This window comes from Phytobacter sp., assembly GCF_059074235.1.
Window position 1 is genome coordinate 303,814 of sequence record NZ_JCACPZ010000006.1, and the last position, 16,323, is coordinate 320,136.

The window sequence follows — 16,323 nt, forward strand, 5'->3', positions numbered from 1 at the left end:
ACATAACTGCTCCGGCGCAGGCACGCCGGAGCAGTCAGGACGTTAGCGCGGCAGGGCCGTGCCCCATTGCCGCCACTCTTTAGGTTCACTCTCCTGGAGCAGGAAATGTTTATCCGGCTGTGCTTTCGGTGCCAACGGCACACCCGGAGGGGTCGCAAAAGCAACACCGCCGCGAATGAACTGATTAAAGGTGCCGGTTTTTACTACGCCACCAGTAAGGCCAAAGTCCAGAGAGTAACCTGATGCAAGCCAGAAGACCGAGTTGTTCCGCACCAGGTGTTGATAGCGCTTACTGATGCGTAAGCCGACCATCACACGGTCGGACAGTGAACCCAACATCAGGCCAGTCACTGTACCCACTTCGATGCCTCGGAACAGTACCGGGGTGCCGATATTCAACGAGCCTGCTTCCGGGGCTTCCACGACGATATTCAGACCATCAAGATAACGGGAGTCCGTGATGGTCGTCTCCTGAATCTCGAAATCACGACGGGCTTCACCGTGCCCCGGTTCAACATTGATGTAAGGCTGCAAAATGGTATCAAGATGCTCAACACCTGCAGCTGAGATCTGTGGGGTGACAACAGAGAATCGCGTGCCACCTCGTGCAAAAGTCTGCACGTATTCCGGATATAAGACGGCGGTGGCCTGAACTTCACTACGATCAGCGATGAGCTGCAAATTAGAAATCTGGCCAATATCGATGCCGAGGTAGCGAATCGGCATACCCGTAGAGAGTTTACCGGCATCATAGGCGTGCAAAGTAATCTGGCTTCCGACGGCGCGGGCGGCGGTTTCAGAGGCATACAGAATGCGTTTGTCCCCTTTTCGGGCGTTGGCCCCGGCACCGCTGAGATTATCGAAGCTGATTGCACCTTTAATTGCGCGTGACAACGGTGAGGCCTGGACGGTCAATCCGCTGCCATTCAGTTGCACTTTTGCGCCACCTTCAGCCCAGAACACACTGTTGCTGGTCAGCAATGAGCGGAATTCAGGTTTGATATGCACTTCGATGTCAAACGCGTTTGCGCGTGGGCGGACGGTAATGATCTCGCCGACCTGGAATTTACGGTACAGCACCACGGAGCCTGCCTGCACGTCTGGCAGGGTGTCGGCGGTGAGCGTCAGGGTTGTGGTGGGCAGGTCGCTGAGGCTGTTTTCTAGCGCTTTGTCGAGATTTGCATAAAGCGGGTAGTCAGGTTTCATTTCGCCTTTGGTGCCAGGCAAAATGCGAATGCCACCGGAAAGCCACTCGCTGGCACTGGCGGCGAGGAATTCCACGCCGTCGAGACCCACTTTGACATCCACACGGCTATTGACGACGAATTTACTGTCGCCTTTCACTAAATCCCGGTACTGAGGATCGATAGCAATGGCGAAGGATACACCTTTGTTTGTGAGGTCCCGCTCCAGCACCTGGCCGACTTGCACACCATGCAGAACCAACGGCTGCCCGGCATCTATGCCATAGCTCTCCGGCGCTTTCAGGGTCAGCGTTACAACACCGGGTTCCTGCAACAGCGTTTTATCGGCCGGGAGAACGACAAAATGGTTACGCGGCTGGCCTTCACCGGGCACCAGTTCAAGCGTCGTACCGGTCAACAATGAGCTGACGCTGGCATTGTTCAACGAGAGTTTAGGGCTGCGCATTTCCACACGGGTATTATCGCGGAGAAGGTTAACCACGCTCGGATCGACAGTCATCTCGCCAGTTACTGCACCACCAGGATCAAGATTAATTTTGGTCAGTTCACCTACTTCCAGCCCCTGATACATCAGAGGCGTTGACCCTGCTTTCAACCCCTGTCCGTCAGGTAGATCAAGCTTAACGAGGACGCCTCGCTGGCTGTGAGCCAGGTCTTCGTACAGACCAAACTCATCGTCCTGCGTCGCGTGGGCGGAATCTTCCGGAGAGTCGAACGCAATCGCACCATTAACCAGCGCGGCAAGGCTTTCAAGCTTCACTTTTGCCCCGCTCAGGCTCACATCGGCATCCACGCCTGACACATTCCAGAAGCGGCTGCCTTTTTTGATGAGGTTAGTGAAGCGTCGTTCGATTAATACATCGATCGTCACGCCCTGTTTATTAGCGTTGATAGCGTAGTCATACACACGACCAACAGGAATTTTACGGAAGTAAACCAGTGAACCGCTGTTCAGCGATCCCAGGTCAGGGGCGTGCAGATGGATCATCAGCTCGCCGTTGTTAAGACGATACTTTGGCTGCGTATCCAGGGCGGTGAAATGCTCCTGGGGATCGCCTTTACCGGGCATCATGCCAATGTAGTTACCGCCGACCAGCGCGTCGAGCCCGGATACCCCTGCCAGTGAGGCTTTGGGCGTTACCAGCCAGAACTGGGTATCGCTGCGCAGCGCATCTTTCATATTGGCTTTGATACTGGCGCGAACTTCAATTTTCTTCAGATCTTCGCTCAGACGAATGTCCTGCACCGTTCCCACTTCCACGCCCTGATAGCGCACGGGGGTACGGCCTACGACGATGCCATCCGCAGACATAAAATCAATGGTGACGGTGTTCCCGCGGTCTTCATAACTGTTCCAGACAAGCCAGCCTGCAATCAATAATGCGATGACTGGCAAAATCCAGAAAGGTGAAATGCGACGTTTAGTTTTTATGCGCGCTTCAGTCGGCGAAGCGGGGGTTTCCTGACTCATGTGCATCCCAAAGTAAGCGGCTGTCCAGCCATTCCACAGCAAGAATAGTCAATATTACCGCTGCGCCGAAGTAAAACGCAGCCGGTCCCATAGTAAATGCGAGTAATTGGTCGCGATTAATCAATGACATCGTCAATGAGATGACAAACAGGTCAAGCATGGACCAGCGACCAACCCATGTGACAACACGTAGTAAAATGAGGCGTGCTCGCAACCCCTGCTCAAACTTGAAGTGGATGCTAAGAAGAAGTGTAAGCATCACAATCACTTTGGTAAATGGCACCAGAATACTGGCAATAAATACCACGGCGGCAACGGCAACGTTGCTGTTAGCAAGAGAGATAATCCCTGACATGATTGTATCTTGCTGACGCGCACCATTGACATAGATTACCGAGATGGGCAATAGATTGGCCGGAAACAGAAAAATGATGGAGGCGATAAGTGCAGCCCAGCATTTTTGTACGCTCTGACGTCGACGAAGTCGCAAGGGAATATGGCAGCGTGGGCATCGGCCTCGGGGATCGGGGAAGCCGGTAAAATGGCATCCCAGACAGACACGGAGTTTTTCATCGGGACGTTTTGCCGGGCGCTGAGGGTAAAAGCGTTCCCAGAGCTGCTCAACATTCAGATGTGTGATAGTCATAATGCTGAGCAACACCAATGCGATAAACGCGACAAGCCCAATGCCAGGGCGTAAAAATGCGTAATCCTGGACTTTGATAGACGCCACACCAATGCCGACAAGATAGATATCCAGCATCACCCACTCTTTGAGCTTCTCCAGCATCAACAGAATGGGGCGAAGATTCATCCCAAGAATGTTACCCAGCCACAAGTAAGCAATGGCAATAACCAGAATGAGTGGCGCACCGACGGAGCAGAACAGCACCATTGCCGCCGTGATGGGATCGCCCTGAGCCACAATTTGCCAGATACCCTGTAATAAATCGGCATCAATGCGCACTCCAAGTAAATACAGGTGAAGCAGTGGCTCACTCCAGGCAAATGGCATTAGGAGTAACATGGTGATTGCCATGGCCGCCAGGCGAGCTAATGACCAATCACGCCCGTCGCGGATCCTGGCGTCACAGCACGGACAAAAGGCACTTTGGTGCGATTTCATGGCAGGCAGTGCAAAAAGCGTATCGCATTGCGGGCATCGCTGATAGTGTGCGCGTGGCAATGCATCGCCGATGGCGTGAACAGCCATTTTTTTAGCAGGCGTTATCTGTCGGTTTTTTAGGGCCATTGCATGCAAATGAGTAATTCGGGAATGCTTCTATCTTAACTCATGAATGGAACTTCTTGAGCATCAACGCATTTAATGCTTATTTTAATAGGCTATGCAGTATGACCAAAGTAAGACTTAAAGTGATTGGAAAATGAACAAAACAGAATTTTACGCGGATTTAAACCGTGATTTTCAGGCGTTAATGGCAGGCGAAACCAGTTTTTTAGCCACTCTGGCGAATACCAGTGCGTTGCTGTTTGAGCGCTTAAGTGGTGTGAACTGGGCAGGCTTTTATCTTCTTGAAGGCGATACGCTGGTCCTGGGGCCGTTCCAGGGCAAACTGGCTTGCGTGCGGATCCCGGTAGGGCGCGGCGTGTGCGGTACGGCAGTGGCGCAGAATAGCGTGCAGCGAGTGGAAGATGTGCATCAATTTGATGGGCATATTGCCTGCGATGCCGCCAGTAATTCTGAGATCGTATTGCCGATTACGCTGAATAATAAAATTATTGGGGTACTGGATATCGATAGCGTTGAGTTTTCACGCTTTACGATTGACGACGAGGGTGGCCTGCGTGAGCTTGTTTCTCACCTGCAAAACGTTCTCGAGCACACCGATTATAAAAAATTCTTTGCGGACGTCGCAGGATAATCAACGGATAACGTAGCAATTATGAATAGCGTCATTATAATGACGCCTGTTCATGCCTGCGCTTGTTGGCAACGTCCGTTGTAATCAGGAAATTTCATGGAAAATCAACCTAAGTTGAATAGCAGTAAAGAAGTTATCGCGTTTCTGGCCGAACGTTTTCCTCACTGTTTCAGTGCTGAAGGCGAAGCGCGTCCCCTGAAAATTGGTATTTTTCAGGATTTAGTTGAGCGTGTTGAAGGTGAGATGAGCCTCAGCAAAACTCAGCTTCGTTCAGCCTTACGTCTTTATACATCGAGCTGGCGTTACCTGTACGGTATCAAAGCTGGCGCGATCCGTGTCGATCTCGACGGCAACGCATGTGGCGTGCTGGATGAGCAACACGTTGAGCATGCACGTAAACAGCTTGAAGAAGCTAAAGCACGCGTTCAGGCGCAACGTGCTGAGCAGCAAGCGAAAAAACGTGAAGCAGCCGCTGCCGCCGGAGAGACTGAAGAGACGCCCCGCCGTGAGCGTAAACCGCGTCCTGCTCCGCGTCGCAAAGAAGGCGGTGAGCAAAAAGTGCGTGCTGATAAACCTGCCGCTAAACCCCAACGTGCACCGAAAGAAGAGCACCACACTCCAGTTTCAGACTTATCTGTACTGAGCGTGGGACAGAGTCTTAAGGTAAAAGCGGGTAATAATGCGATGGATGCCACCATTTTGGAAATCACCAAAGATGGCGTTCGCGTACAGCTTACTTCGGGTATGTCGATGATTGTACGCGCAGAACATTTGATGTTCTGAAACGGAGGCCTGGCCTGGCATGAACACTTTGTTTAAGCGCACCGCGTTGGCTGGCCTGTTGTTAATAACAGGTCAGGTATTCGCTGCTGAAGAGATTACGCGTGCTGATCAGATTCCGGTGTTAAAGGAAGAGACGCAGCATGCCACGGTAAGTGAACGCGTCACATCGCGTTTTACGCGTTCACATTATCGTCAATTCGATCTGGATCAGGCCTTCTCGGCAAAGATTTTTGATCGATACCTGAATTTACTGGATTACAGCCATAACGTGCTGTTAGCCAGTGACGTCGAGCAGTTTGCACAGAAGAAAACGATACTGGGCGATGAGCTACGTAGCGGCAAACTGGACGTCTTTTACGATCTGTATAACCTTGCACAAAAACGTCGTTTTGAACGCTATCAGTACGCGCTCAAGGTGCTTGAGCGTCCGATGGATTTCTCCGGCAATGACACGTTCAATCTGGATCGCAGCAAAGCACCATGGCCAAAAGATCAGGCTGAGCTTAATGCGCTCTGGGACAGCAAGGTCAAGTATGACGAGTTGAGCCTTAAACTGACCGGTAAAAACGATCAGGAAGTGCGAGAGACTCTGACCCGTCGCTACAAATTCGCGATTCGCCGTCTGGCACAAACCAACAGCGAAGATGTCTTCTCACTGGCGATGACGTCCTTTGCGCGTGAAATCGACCCGCATACTAACTACCTGTCTCCGCGTAACACCGAGCAGTTCAATACTGAGATGAGCTTGTCTCTTGAAGGTATTGGGGCTGTGCTGCAAATGGATGATGACTACACCGTCATTAACTCTATGGTTGCGGGTGGTCCGGCAGCCAAGAGCAAAGCCATTAGCGTTGGCGACCGCATTGTGGGCGTAGGTCAGACCGGGCAGAACATGGTCGATGTCATTGGCTGGCGTCTGGACGACGTAGTGGCGCTGATCAAAGGGCCGAAAGGCAGCAAAGTACGTCTGGATATTTTACCTGCGGGTAAAGGCACCAAGACGCGTACCGTTACGTTGACGCGTGAACGAATCCGCCTTGAAGACCGTGCAGTGAAAATGTCGGTGAAAACCGTCGGCAAAGAAAAAGTGGGCGTACTTGATATCCCTGGTTTCTACGTCGGTCTGACTGATGACGTGAAGGTTCAGTTGCAGAAACTGGAAAAACAGAACGTCAGCAGTGTGGTTATCGATCTGCGTACCAACGGTGGCGGTGCGCTGACTGAAGCGGTTTCACTTTCTGGTCTCTTTATCCCGTCTGGTCCGGTTGTACAGGTGCGTGATAACAACGGTAAGGTCCGTGAAGATAGCGACACCGATGGAGTGGTCTACTACAAAGGACCGCTGGTTGTTCTGGTTGATCGCTTCAGTGCTTCTGCGTCAGAAATCTTTGCTGCGGCAATGCAGGATTATGGCCGTGCGCTGATTGTGGGCGAACCGACCTTTGGTAAAGGTACGGTCCAGCAGTATCGCTCGCTGAACCGCATTTACGATCAGATGTTGCGCCCTGAATGGCCTGCGCTGGGCTCAGTCCAGTACACCATTCAGAAGTTCTATCGTGTGAACGGCGGTAGTACTCAGCGTAAAGGTGTCACCCCGGACATCATCATGCCAACCGGTACGCAAGTGACTGAAACGGGTGAGAAATTCGAAGACAACGCATTGCCGTGGGACAGCATCAACGCTGCCACCTATACGAAGTCTGGCGACATGAAACCGTTTGGTCCCGAGTTACTGAAGAAGCATGATGAGCGCATCGCGCAGGATCCTGAGTTCCAGTACATCATCAAGGATATCGCGCGTTTTGATGCCCTGAAAGATAAACGTAACCAGGTCTCTCTCAACTTCGCACAGCGTGAGAAAGAGAATGCTGAAGATGATGCAATTCGTCTGAGCCGTCTCAACGATCGCTTCAAGCGAGAAGGGAAGCCCGCGTTGAAAAAACTGGACGATCTGCCGAAGGATTATAAAGAGCCCGATCCATACCTGGATGAAACGGTTCATATCGCGCTTGATCTTGCCGCACTGGATAAAGACAAGCCGGCGGTTCAACCGGCTCCCGCAAAATAAAATCCCCCTGACAGGCACAAGAAATTGTGCCTGTTTTTTTAACAAGTTCATTTTGGCGTCAGCATTATGCTACAAAATGTAAAGTTGTGTCTTTCTGGTCACTTACAGCATCCTGATGCTTGAAAATAGCGCCATTACCCATACGATGTGGGTAATCGCATAGTGCGTGTTGTTAAATAGAGGTTAAAAGAAAATTATGATGCGTATCGCGCTCTTCCTGCTGACGAACCTGGCCGTGATGTTAGTATTCGGCCTTGTGCTCAGCCTGACGGGTATCCGGTCGAGCAGCGTCCAGGGGCTGTTAATCATGGCGCTGTTGTTCGGTTTTGGCGGCTCCTTCATTTCGTTGCTGATGTCAAAATGGATGGCGCTGAAGTCGGTTGGCGGTGAAGTTATCGAGCAACCACGTAATGACATGGAACGCTGGTTAATGGACACGGTTGCAAATCAGTCGCGCCAGGCAGGGATCGCCATGCCACAGGTTGCTATCTATCACGCGCCTGATATCAACGCGTTTGCAACAGGCGCACGTCGTGATGCATCTTTGGTTGCCGTGAGCACCGGGCTTTTACAGAACATGAGCCGTGATGAAGCGGAAGCGGTAATCGCGCACGAGATAAGCCATATTGCCAATGGTGATATGGTTACCATGACGCTGATTCAGGGCGTAGTGAACACCTTTGTAATTTTCATCTCGCGTATTTTGGCACAGATTGCGGCCGGCTTTATGGGCGGCAACCGAGATGAGGGTGAAGAGAGCAACGGTAACCCGATGATCTATTTCGTTGTGGCAACGGTTCTGGAGTTAGTGTTCGGTATTCTGGCCAGCATCATCACCATGTGGTTCTCACGTCACCGTGAATTCCATGCAGATGCTGGTTCAGCCAAACTCGTAGGGCGTGAGAAAATGATTGCTGCGCTCCAGCGTTTGAAAACCAGCTACGAGCCGCAGGAAGCCAGCACCATGATGGCCTTCTGTATTAACGGAAAATCTAAATCCCTGAGTGAGCTGTTTATGACTCACCCACCGCTGGATAAACGTATCGAAGCACTGCGTAGCGGAGCTTATCTGAAGTAACCTGTAATCGAATAAAAAAGCGCGTCTTGGACGCGCTTTTTTTATGCATAAAAACGGAAATAACGTTTGGTTCTATCTTCGAATATCAAACGAGAAATCGGCGATAAATTGGTCCCCTGCGTCAGCGATAGCGCGAGACATTTCCTGATAGTAGCGTTCGACACCGAAGGCTTCAATTTGTTGAATTTGCTCACGAATAGGGGCACAGAAGAGCTCGGCATTACCGGCATCCACACGTTTGTTATTGGGGGGCAATTCATTTGTAATACATTTGAACCAGGTTCGAACCGCCCCTTTAAGCGAGACGGGTACCCGGGAGACATCGTCACTGTCCGTCAAAATTTGCAGCGTCGGGAATTCATCAGCCGACACCGCTTTTTTCAGTCGGGCAAAGAATTGTTGGAAAATCTCGACAGAGCCAATGTCGTTGATTTTGGGTTTTGTAGTGATGCGATTCTTGTTCCCCGATTTGCTCGCAAACGACGTTTCTGAAGAGGTCGTTTTTTTCTGGAGTCCGAGGTCAAACAGCAGATCACAATGCTCTCTACGCTCCTTGAGCGGCCAGGTCATAAGTTCTTCAATAAATTCAGGTGCACTTACACTGGCAAGATTGTGGTTGATGAGCCACTGGGAGCGGGAGAACTCGCCTGGCGAAATAAACCAGTCTGGTATATCCGCAAAGCAGCGTGACTTCCCGTTGCTATCAAATTCAATAAATTCTCTTCCTTCATTAAACGCGAAACGACAATTCTTAAAACTGGTAATAGTGGTATTGACGATTAAGGCATCTCTGACAAATTTCACAACATCCGCGCTGATAACAAAGGCCGTCTGTTCTTCTGAACGAATAACGTTCATTAAGGCTTGTACGTCTGGCACACCGGGCTTTAAGGCGGGGAATTCCAGAAATAAATGGTGCATCTTTTTCACTTCCTCTTTTTCTATCCCGCTAAGAATAACACAGCACTCTACACCAAATCATTCAGGGTAAGTGCGTAGAAAGTCTCCTTATTGCATCATTGTCTGAGAGTTTCTCAGTTTTTCACCCACTGCTGAGTCAGGTTATAGTCAGTTTCAAATCATCTTTTGTATTAGATAGGGTGATTTTTACCAGTGATAAGGGAGATGACTTATACCGCTCTTGGCTGAGTAATGCGCAATCCACTGACAATTGCCGCTATCGCCGCCAGAGCACCAGCAAGCAGCAAAGAAGTGTGTGTTCCACTATCACTGAACATGTTAAACATCAGCGCGACTAGCGCCGCACCTGTGCTCTGGCCCAGTAATCGTGCCGTGCCCAGCATGCCACTTGCCCCGCCACTACGCTGACGAGGTGCCGAGCTGATAATGGTATGGTTGTTGGGCGATTGAAAGAGGCCAAACCCGGCACCACAAAGTGCCATACGCCAGATGATATCCATATCCGCAGGTTCGGTTGGCAACATGGCGAGTGCAAAGAGTCCTGCCGCCATCATCATAAGGCCTAATGCCCCAAGGAGACCTGCATGCACGCGTTCGATCAGGTAACCGGCCAGGGGGGCCATTACCATCGTCGCCAGCGGCCAGGGGGTCAGCAATAAACCAGTCTCAACCTCGCTACGTCCCACGACGCTCTGCAGAAAGAAGGGCAACGAGACCAGCGCCAGCATCTGTGCGCAGAAAGAGCAAATTGAGGTACAAATGGAGAGCGAAAAGAGAGGTATGCGCAGCAGGTCGACCGGCAACAACGGAATTGGCAAACTCAACTGCCGCCGCACGAAAACGGTACCGATCGCCAGCATGACGGCGATTTCAGAAAGGATAAGTATTGTGGATTGCCCTTGGGCAAATCCACTTAATGCGGTGATCAACAAACCAAATGTCAGCGCATTCATCACCGCGCTTGGCAGATCAAATTTCGGCATGACGCAGCGTGGACCATTGGCCGGGAGATAACGAATCGCCAGTAAAAGGGCGATAATGCCAAGCGGAACGTTGATCAAAAAAAGCCACTGCCACGAGGCGACGGAGAGAATGGCTGCGGCAATGGTAGGGCCAGCCGCGGAAGAAACTGCGACCACAAATGAGTTAATACCCATACCACGCCCAAGCTGGCGTTGAGGGTAAATCAAACGTATTAGCGCAGTATTAACACTCATTAATGCGGCCCCACCCAATCCCTGGGCGATGCGTGCAAACGTTAAGGTGAGCAGTGAGTCTGACAATGCACATAAAAGGGAGGTGAGGGTAAAGAGAACCAGACCATATTGATAAACCCGCCGATAGCCGAACATATCGCCGAGGAAAGAGAGTGTCAGTAATGAGACAACAATAGCGATTTGATACGCATTAACGATCCAGATAGAACTGGCAGGGGAGGCGTGCAGATCACGGGCGATCGTCGGGAGCGCGACATTGGCAATCGCGCCATCCAGAACCGCCATGGTAATCCCAATGACAATGGTCAAAATAGCGCCATAGCGCTGAGGTAACGCTAAGCCGTCAGAGGTGGATTTTTGCATAAGGTGGATTGGCATCAGGCTGAAAAGTCATTTGTATAATGATTCTATCATTGCGTTTTTGGTTTTATATCGCAGATTTGTAACGAAGTTGCCACACGTGCATTGCGGCAGAGTGGCGAGAAATTTATAATAAAAAACTATTCTAATTTTTATAAAACACTGGCGATGAGGTGATTAATGGCAATCGCAGATTTGGATAAACAGCCAGATTCTGTTTCTTCCGTACTGAAAGTATTTGGCATTCTGCAGGCGCTTGGCGAAGAGCGTGAAATCGGCATCACTGAATTGTCACAGCGTGTCATGATGTCAAAGAGTACCGTCTACCGCTTTTTGCAAACCATGAAGTCGTTAGGTTATGTTGCTCAGGAAGGCGAGTCCGAGAAGTACTCTTTGACGCTCAAACTGTTTGAATTGGGTGCTCGCGCCTTGCAAAACGTGGATCTGATCCGTAGCGCAGATATTCAGATGCGTGAGTTGTCTCGCCTGACCAAAGAGACGATTCACTTGGGTGCACTGGATGAAGACAGTATTGTCTACATCCATAAAATCGACTCAATGTACAACCTGCGCATGTACTCGCGCATTGGACGTCGTAATCCGCTTTATAGTACGGCGATTGGTAAAGTGCTGCTGGCCTGGCGCGAACGTGATGACGTGCTGCAAATTCTCGACGGTGTTGAGTATAAACGCAGTACAGAACGCACCATTACCAGTACAGAAGAACTCCTTACCATGCTGGATGTGGTACGCCAGCAGGGCTATGGCGAAGATAACGAGGAGCAGGAAGAAGGGTTGCGCTGCATCGGTGTGCCCGTATTCGACCGCTTTGGCGTGGTGATTGCTGGGTTGAGTATTTCTTTCCCGACGCTGCGTTTCTCTGAAGAACGTTTGCATGAGTATGTTGAAATGCTGCATCAGGCCGCCCGTAAGATCTCCGAGCAGATGGGCTATAACGCTTATCCGTTCTGATGAAAAATGCCGCCTGCTGGCGGCATTTTTTTACCCGTTGTCGACCACGTTATCACTCTTACGCAGAATCGGGCATTGGGTCAGACCGATAATGCCACTACTGGAATGGACATATTGCGCGGTACTGATACCTCTCGCGGTCAGGTATTTGCATTGCAGCCCTAACCCCGCAGCATTTTCGGTGCTGCCAATAAGCACACCATACCCGCTCAACAAAATCCCGACCCATACTAACGCTAAGAGGACAATTGTCCGAATGAGCATACGCATATCTCTTCCTTGTAGGTAAACTTTGAATATCAGGCTAATCCAATCCTGAGCAACCACAAGATGAGCATTCCTAAAAAACGCCGAAAGCAAATACGGTTAGTCGCGGTTTAAGATAAGCGTGCTAACTTATTTGCATTCAGTGAAGTTTCGGAGAGTGGAGTGAGAAAATATAGATGGCTGTTGCTGGTTGCCGTGTTGGCAATTTGCCTGCTGCTCTGGACTCAAATGCTAAACGTGATGTGTGACGAGGATGTACAGTTTTTCAGCGGTATTTGTGTTGTGAATAAATTCATCCCCTGGTAGTCGCTTTTTTACCACAGGCGATGCCCTTCCTCACCGCCAGTGATAGAATACTGCGTTTTGGGAGAGGTGGTGTAATGAACGAAGTCATAAATTCTGGCGCGCTTAGTTTTGCGTCATTGATTGTTTCAGTGGTGGTGTTACTGGTAGGGCTGGCGCTGTGGTTCTTCATCAATCGCGCGAGTTCTCGTACAAACGAACAGATCGAATTGCTTGAGGCGATGCTCGATCAACAAAAACGTCAAAATGTGTTGTTACGTCGCTTATGTGAAGCCAATGAGCCTGAAAAAGAGGCACCGGCTGAGCAGCAAGTTGAGAGTAAAGGCAAAGACGATGAATTTATTCGTTTAGTGGCTGAGCGCTAATATCCTTAGTGTGCAGGGGAGTGTGGCATGACACGGAAAAATCCATGGTTTGATGCTTCGCTTCCCCACCATTCTGCCGAAGGTTTTACGAATCTCACTCCAGGTGGCCATCAGCCTGGTGATGTTCAACGTTGGCGAAAAGAGAGAAAAGCAGCCGGACTTCCTCGTCCTCCTTCGGAGGGGTATAACCATTTTATTGGGCGCTGGTGGCAACCGGCTGAGGTGGAGCAGCAGGGCACAGAAAATAAACTCTGGTGGCTCGGGCATTCTTCCATTCTTCTCCGTATACAGCAGCAGTATATTCTGACCGATCCGGTATTCTCCCACCGTGCTTCACCGGTCTCATTTGCCGGACCGAAGCGACGTACGTCGCTATCCCTGCAGATTGACGAGCTGCCTGCACTCGATGCACTCGTTATTTCACACAATCATTATGATCATCTTGATGACAAAACTATCCGGCGGCTGCTGACACGTTTTCCGAACGTCACGGTTTTTGTTCCTCTGGGGTTAGGACCATGGTTTCATCGTCGGGGCGCGAAGAATGTTGTTGAGCTTGACTGGTGGCAGCGTTTTATTTTCCAGGGGCTGGTTTACACCGCAGTACCGGCGCAACACTGGAGTATGCGGACATTTTGGGATCGGAATGCATCATTATGGTGCGGATGGGTGATTGAAAGCGCCGAATGTCGGTTCTGGTTTCCGGGAGATACAGGCTATACCAACGATCTGCTGCAAATACCGGAACGGCTGGGACCTATTGATGTAGTCGCACTTCCTGTGGGAGCCTATGCGCCCCGGTGGTTTATGGCTCCAAATCATATGGATCCGCAGCAGGCAGTTCGATTATGGCAGCAGTTGGGTAAACCACTCGCTTTCCCTATCCACTGGGGGGTATTTGAACTTGCAGATGAATCTATCGACGAACCAGTGCGTGAGTTACAGGAAACGTTAAACGAAACGGTGACTGAGTTCGCAAATTTCGCAATCCTCAAAATTGGTCAATATTTAATGTTGCCAGAAAAAAAGAAAGACGATTGATACTATTTTATTATTTCTCATAATTAAAACAGTTTTAATTTTATCGAAACGTTTTTATTGCCTGTTAATGAGGCACTGTCATCAAGGTTTCATTATTTTGGTGCATATGGGCGATTATTTGCACAACAATTATCCGATAGTCAACTAGCGCAATTGCTTTGCCATCTCTTATGTTAAGAACAGACTTAACTCATCACTTGTTAATAGTAAAGCTACGCTTAAATGGCAGCGATGATATACGCTATATCTGAATAAATTTAAGCGCTTACGTAGACTAACGAAGCCGTGTGGGCTAAAGTAAATGCGTGTGTTTGTTATGCACATCATGCTTGTATCCGTTGCTTCATTTAAGGTTAACCACATTGCTGAAATGTGCATTACTTGTGTTGATAACCCTGTAATTTGTGCGACGGATCCAGACATGTTTAAAAATGGCTTGCCATATTTAACGTTGTGTGTGATAACACGTTTTGGGTCAAACGAGGTACAGTTCTGTTTATGTGTGGCATTTTCAGTATAGAAGTTCTGAGTAAACACGTTTTCGTTGAATACCGCTTCTCTGCCGAACCTTATATTAGTGCCTCAAGCAGTAATGTCTCAGTTTTATCTCAGTTAATGCCTGCGGGCGAAGTATATACATTAAGGAATATTGCAAATGGCAAAGATTAAAGGTCAAGTTAAGTGGTTCAACGAGTCTAAAGGCTTCGGTTTCATTACTCCTGCTGACGGCAGCAAAGATGTGTTCGTACACTTCTCTGCAATCCAGGGTAACGGCTTCAAAACCCTGGCTGAAGGTCAGAACGTTGAGTTTGAAATTCAGGACGGCCAGAAAGGCCCGGCTGCTGTAAACGTAACAGCCATCTAATTTCAAAACCACTGATGCTTGAAGCGCCTTTGGCGTATCAATGTCAGCGGAAAGCCTCGCACTTGTGCGGGGCTTTTTAATTTCTGCTGCGCATTCCCCGGCGCGAAGAATGGCGGTACACTTTCGCCCTTTGTAGAGTTCCGGAGTCGTTATGCCCTTCAGTTGCCCGCTTTGTCACACGCCGTTGAGTCGCTCAGAACGCAGTTTTTCCTGCGCTAATCGCCACCAGTTTGATATAGCGAAAGAAGGGTATGTTAATTTACTGCCCGTGCAACATAAGCGTTCCCGTGACCCGGGAGACAGCGCTGAAATGATGCAGGCCCGCCGTGCGTTTCTTGATGCCGGGCATTATCAGCCACTGCGTGATGCTATCAGCGAAAAGCTGAAGGTCTCATTGCCAGCAGAGGCGAGCGCGATCCTCGATATCGGATGCGGGGAAGGGTACTACACAAACGCGTTTGCTGAGTCCCGTCAGGACGTTCAAACCTTCGGTCTGGACGTGTCAAAGGCCGCTATTCGTGCAGCAGCAAAGCGCTATCCGCAGGTCATGTTCTGCGTTGCATCGAGCCATCGGTTGCCGTTCCAGGACAGTAGCATTGACGCTGTTGTGCGCATCTATGCTCCCTGTAAGGCGGAAGAGCTGTCACGCGTGGTAAAGCCAGGGGGAATGGTCATCACTGCCGCACCGGGGCCACGTCATCTTCTGGAACTAAAGGGATTGATCTACAAAGAGGCACAACTGCATGCGCCTGACACCGGTGAAATTGACGGCTTTGAGGTGATTGAGCAGCAGTCAATTGCCTATGAGATGAACCTGACGGGGACGCAAGCCGTTGCATTACTGCAAATGACGCCTTTCGCCTGGCGGGCAAAACCTGAAGTGTGGGAAACCTTAGCCAAAGAAGAGCACTTCCGCTGTCAGACTGATTTTACGCTGCACTGCCTGCGCCGCAGGGATTAAGGGGCGAAATGGCCCCACAGGATCTGTATACCAATGCCGATCAGCACGACGCCGCCCAAAATCTCAGCGCGTTTACCCAGCAGTGGGCCGATAAAGCGACCGATCATCATACCCAAAGTTGACATAATAAGCGTCGCGCATCCAATCGCCAGGGCGGTAGTGAGAATGTTGACTTGCAGGAAGGCGAGGCCGACACCGACGGCCATGGCGTCCAGGCTGGTGGCTATCGCTGTCGTGACCAGTAACCAGAACCCATGGCGGCGTAGTGCCTCACCCGATTCCTCACTCTCACCACGAAAACCTTCCAGTACCATTCGCCCACCGAGAAAAACGAGTAAAACGAAGGCAATCCAGTGGTTCCACTCGAGCACAAACTGACTGGCGAGCATACCCATCCCCCAGCCGATAAGCGGGGTCAGCGTTTCTATCACGCCAAAAATGAGGCCAGTACGCAGAGCTTCAGAGAACTTAGGTTTGTGCAGTGTCGCACCTTTGCCAATTGAAGCGGCAAATGCATCCATCGACATGCCAAAAGCGAGAAGAATTGTTGCGGATAGGTTCAT

General features: G+C 50.2%; 16 protein-coding genes and 1 pseudogene. 11 read left to right on the top strand and 6 right to left on the bottom strand.

Translation table 11 applies throughout. From position 1 onward, the window contains the following. Positions 1-42: 42 nt before the first annotated feature. Positions 43-2,676, bottom strand: coding sequence for a PqiB family protein (locus tag AC5JPW_RS16145; protein ID WP_494241900.1), 2,634 nt, complete (start codon positions 2,674-2,676; stop codon positions 43-45). Beyond that, positions 2,645-3,928 (bottom strand): membrane integrity lipid transport subunit YebS, encoded by a 1,284-nt coding sequence (gene yebS / locus AC5JPW_RS16150; RefSeq protein ID WP_494241902.1) that lies wholly within the window; start codon positions 3,926-3,928, stop codon positions 2,645-2,647. Before yebS ends, AC5JPW_RS16145 begins: the two co-directional genes overlap by 32 nt. Positions 3,929-4,061: 133 nt before the next feature. Between yebS and AC5JPW_RS16155 the strand changes: the two genes are divergently transcribed. The 4 genes from AC5JPW_RS16155 to htpX all read left to right on the top strand — a co-directional run bounded on the left by AC5JPW_RS16155 (position 4,062) and on the right by htpX (position 8,488). Then, positions 4,062-4,559, top strand: a complete 498-nt coding sequence (locus AC5JPW_RS16155) for a GAF domain-containing protein (protein ID WP_494241904.1) — start codon at positions 4,062-4,064, stop codon at positions 4,557-4,559. Positions 4,560-4,655: 96 nt separating this feature from the next. Next, positions 4,656-5,342 carry an RNA chaperone ProQ gene (gene proQ / locus AC5JPW_RS16160; RefSeq protein WP_494241906.1) on the top strand — a complete coding sequence of 229 codons (687 nt, stop codon included), beginning with the start codon at positions 4,656-4,658 and terminating at the stop codon, positions 5,340-5,342. A 19-nt stretch (positions 5,343-5,361) separates the two neighbouring features. Then, positions 5,362-7,410: a carboxy terminal-processing peptidase gene (prc, locus tag AC5JPW_RS16165; RefSeq protein WP_494241908.1), complete on the top strand. Its 2,049-nt coding sequence runs from the start codon at positions 5,362-5,364 to the stop codon at positions 7,408-7,410. Positions 7,411-7,606: 196 nt separating this feature from the next. Then, positions 7,607-8,488 carry a protease HtpX gene (gene htpX, locus AC5JPW_RS16170; protein WP_494241910.1) on the top strand — a complete coding sequence of 294 codons (882 nt, stop codon included), beginning with the start codon at positions 7,607-7,609 and terminating at the stop codon, positions 8,486-8,488. Between the two features lie 72 nt (positions 8,489-8,560). Here htpX and AC5JPW_RS16175 read toward each other — a convergent pair whose 3' ends face one another. Together AC5JPW_RS16175 and AC5JPW_RS16180 are read right to left on the bottom strand one after the other, a co-directional pair. Further along, positions 8,561-9,409, bottom strand: coding sequence for a hypothetical protein (locus tag AC5JPW_RS16175; protein ID WP_494241912.1), 849 nt, complete (start codon positions 9,407-9,409; stop codon positions 8,561-8,563). A 209-nt stretch (positions 9,410-9,618) separates the two neighbouring features. After that, positions 9,619-10,989, bottom strand: a complete 1,371-nt coding sequence (locus AC5JPW_RS16180) for an MFS transporter (RefSeq protein WP_494242383.1) — start codon at positions 10,987-10,989, stop codon at positions 9,619-9,621. A 177-nt stretch (positions 10,990-11,166) separates the two neighbouring features. Between AC5JPW_RS16180 and kdgR the strand changes: the two genes are divergently transcribed. Further along, on the top strand, positions 11,167-11,958 hold the full coding sequence (gene kdgR / locus AC5JPW_RS16185) for a DNA-binding transcriptional regulator KdgR (protein ID WP_494241913.1): 792 nt from the start codon (positions 11,167-11,169) through the stop codon (positions 11,956-11,958). A 30-nt stretch (positions 11,959-11,988) separates the two neighbouring features. On the opposite strand, the gene AC5JPW_RS16190 is transcribed toward kdgR, so the two are convergent. Further along, positions 11,989-12,228, bottom strand: coding sequence for a YobH family protein (locus tag AC5JPW_RS16190; protein WP_494241915.1), 240 nt, complete (start codon positions 12,226-12,228; stop codon positions 11,989-11,991). A 159-nt stretch (positions 12,229-12,387) separates the two neighbouring features. On the opposite strand from AC5JPW_RS16190, the gene mgrB reads away from it, so the two are divergent. The 6 genes and pseudogenes from mgrB (at position 12,388) to rlmA (ending at position 15,760) form a co-directional block, all read left to right on the top strand. Beyond that, the gene (mgrB, locus tag AC5JPW_RS16195) at positions 12,388-12,531 is read left to right on the top strand and encodes a PhoP/PhoQ regulatory lipoprotein MgrB (RefSeq protein ID WP_494241917.1); all 144 of its coding nucleotides are present in this window, start codon (positions 12,388-12,390) and stop codon (positions 12,529-12,531) included. A gap of 74 nt (positions 12,532-12,605) precedes the next feature. Continuing rightward, positions 12,606-12,893: a YebO family protein gene (locus tag AC5JPW_RS16200; protein ID WP_494241918.1), complete on the top strand. Its 288-nt coding sequence runs from the start codon at positions 12,606-12,608 to the stop codon at positions 12,891-12,893. Between the two features lie 27 nt (positions 12,894-12,920). Beyond that, on the top strand, positions 12,921-13,934 hold the full coding sequence (locus AC5JPW_RS16205) for an MBL fold metallo-hydrolase (protein ID WP_494241919.1): 1,014 nt from the start codon (positions 12,921-12,923) through the stop codon (positions 13,932-13,934). Between the two features lie 498 nt (positions 13,935-14,432). Beyond that, positions 14,433-14,577, top strand: a pseudogene (locus AC5JPW_RS16210) (DUF2627 domain-containing protein). A gap of 12 nt (positions 14,578-14,589) precedes the next feature. Further along, on the top strand, positions 14,590-14,799 hold the full coding sequence (gene cspE, locus AC5JPW_RS16215) for a transcription antiterminator/RNA stability regulator CspE (RefSeq protein WP_001062678.1): 210 nt from the start codon (positions 14,590-14,592) through the stop codon (positions 14,797-14,799). Between the two features lie 151 nt (positions 14,800-14,950). After that, complete coding sequence (rlmA, locus tag AC5JPW_RS16220) at positions 14,951-15,760, top strand: 23S rRNA (guanine(745)-N(1))-methyltransferase (RefSeq protein ID WP_494241937.1); 810 nt, start codon at positions 14,951-14,953, stop codon at positions 15,758-15,760. Here rlmA and mntP read toward each other — a convergent pair. Further along, positions 15,757-16,323 carry a manganese efflux pump MntP gene (mntP, locus tag AC5JPW_RS16225; RefSeq protein WP_494241939.1) on the bottom strand — a complete coding sequence of 189 codons (567 nt, stop codon included), beginning with the start codon at positions 16,321-16,323 and terminating at the stop codon, positions 15,757-15,759. The two genes, rlmA and mntP, sit on opposite strands and share 4 nt — an antisense overlap.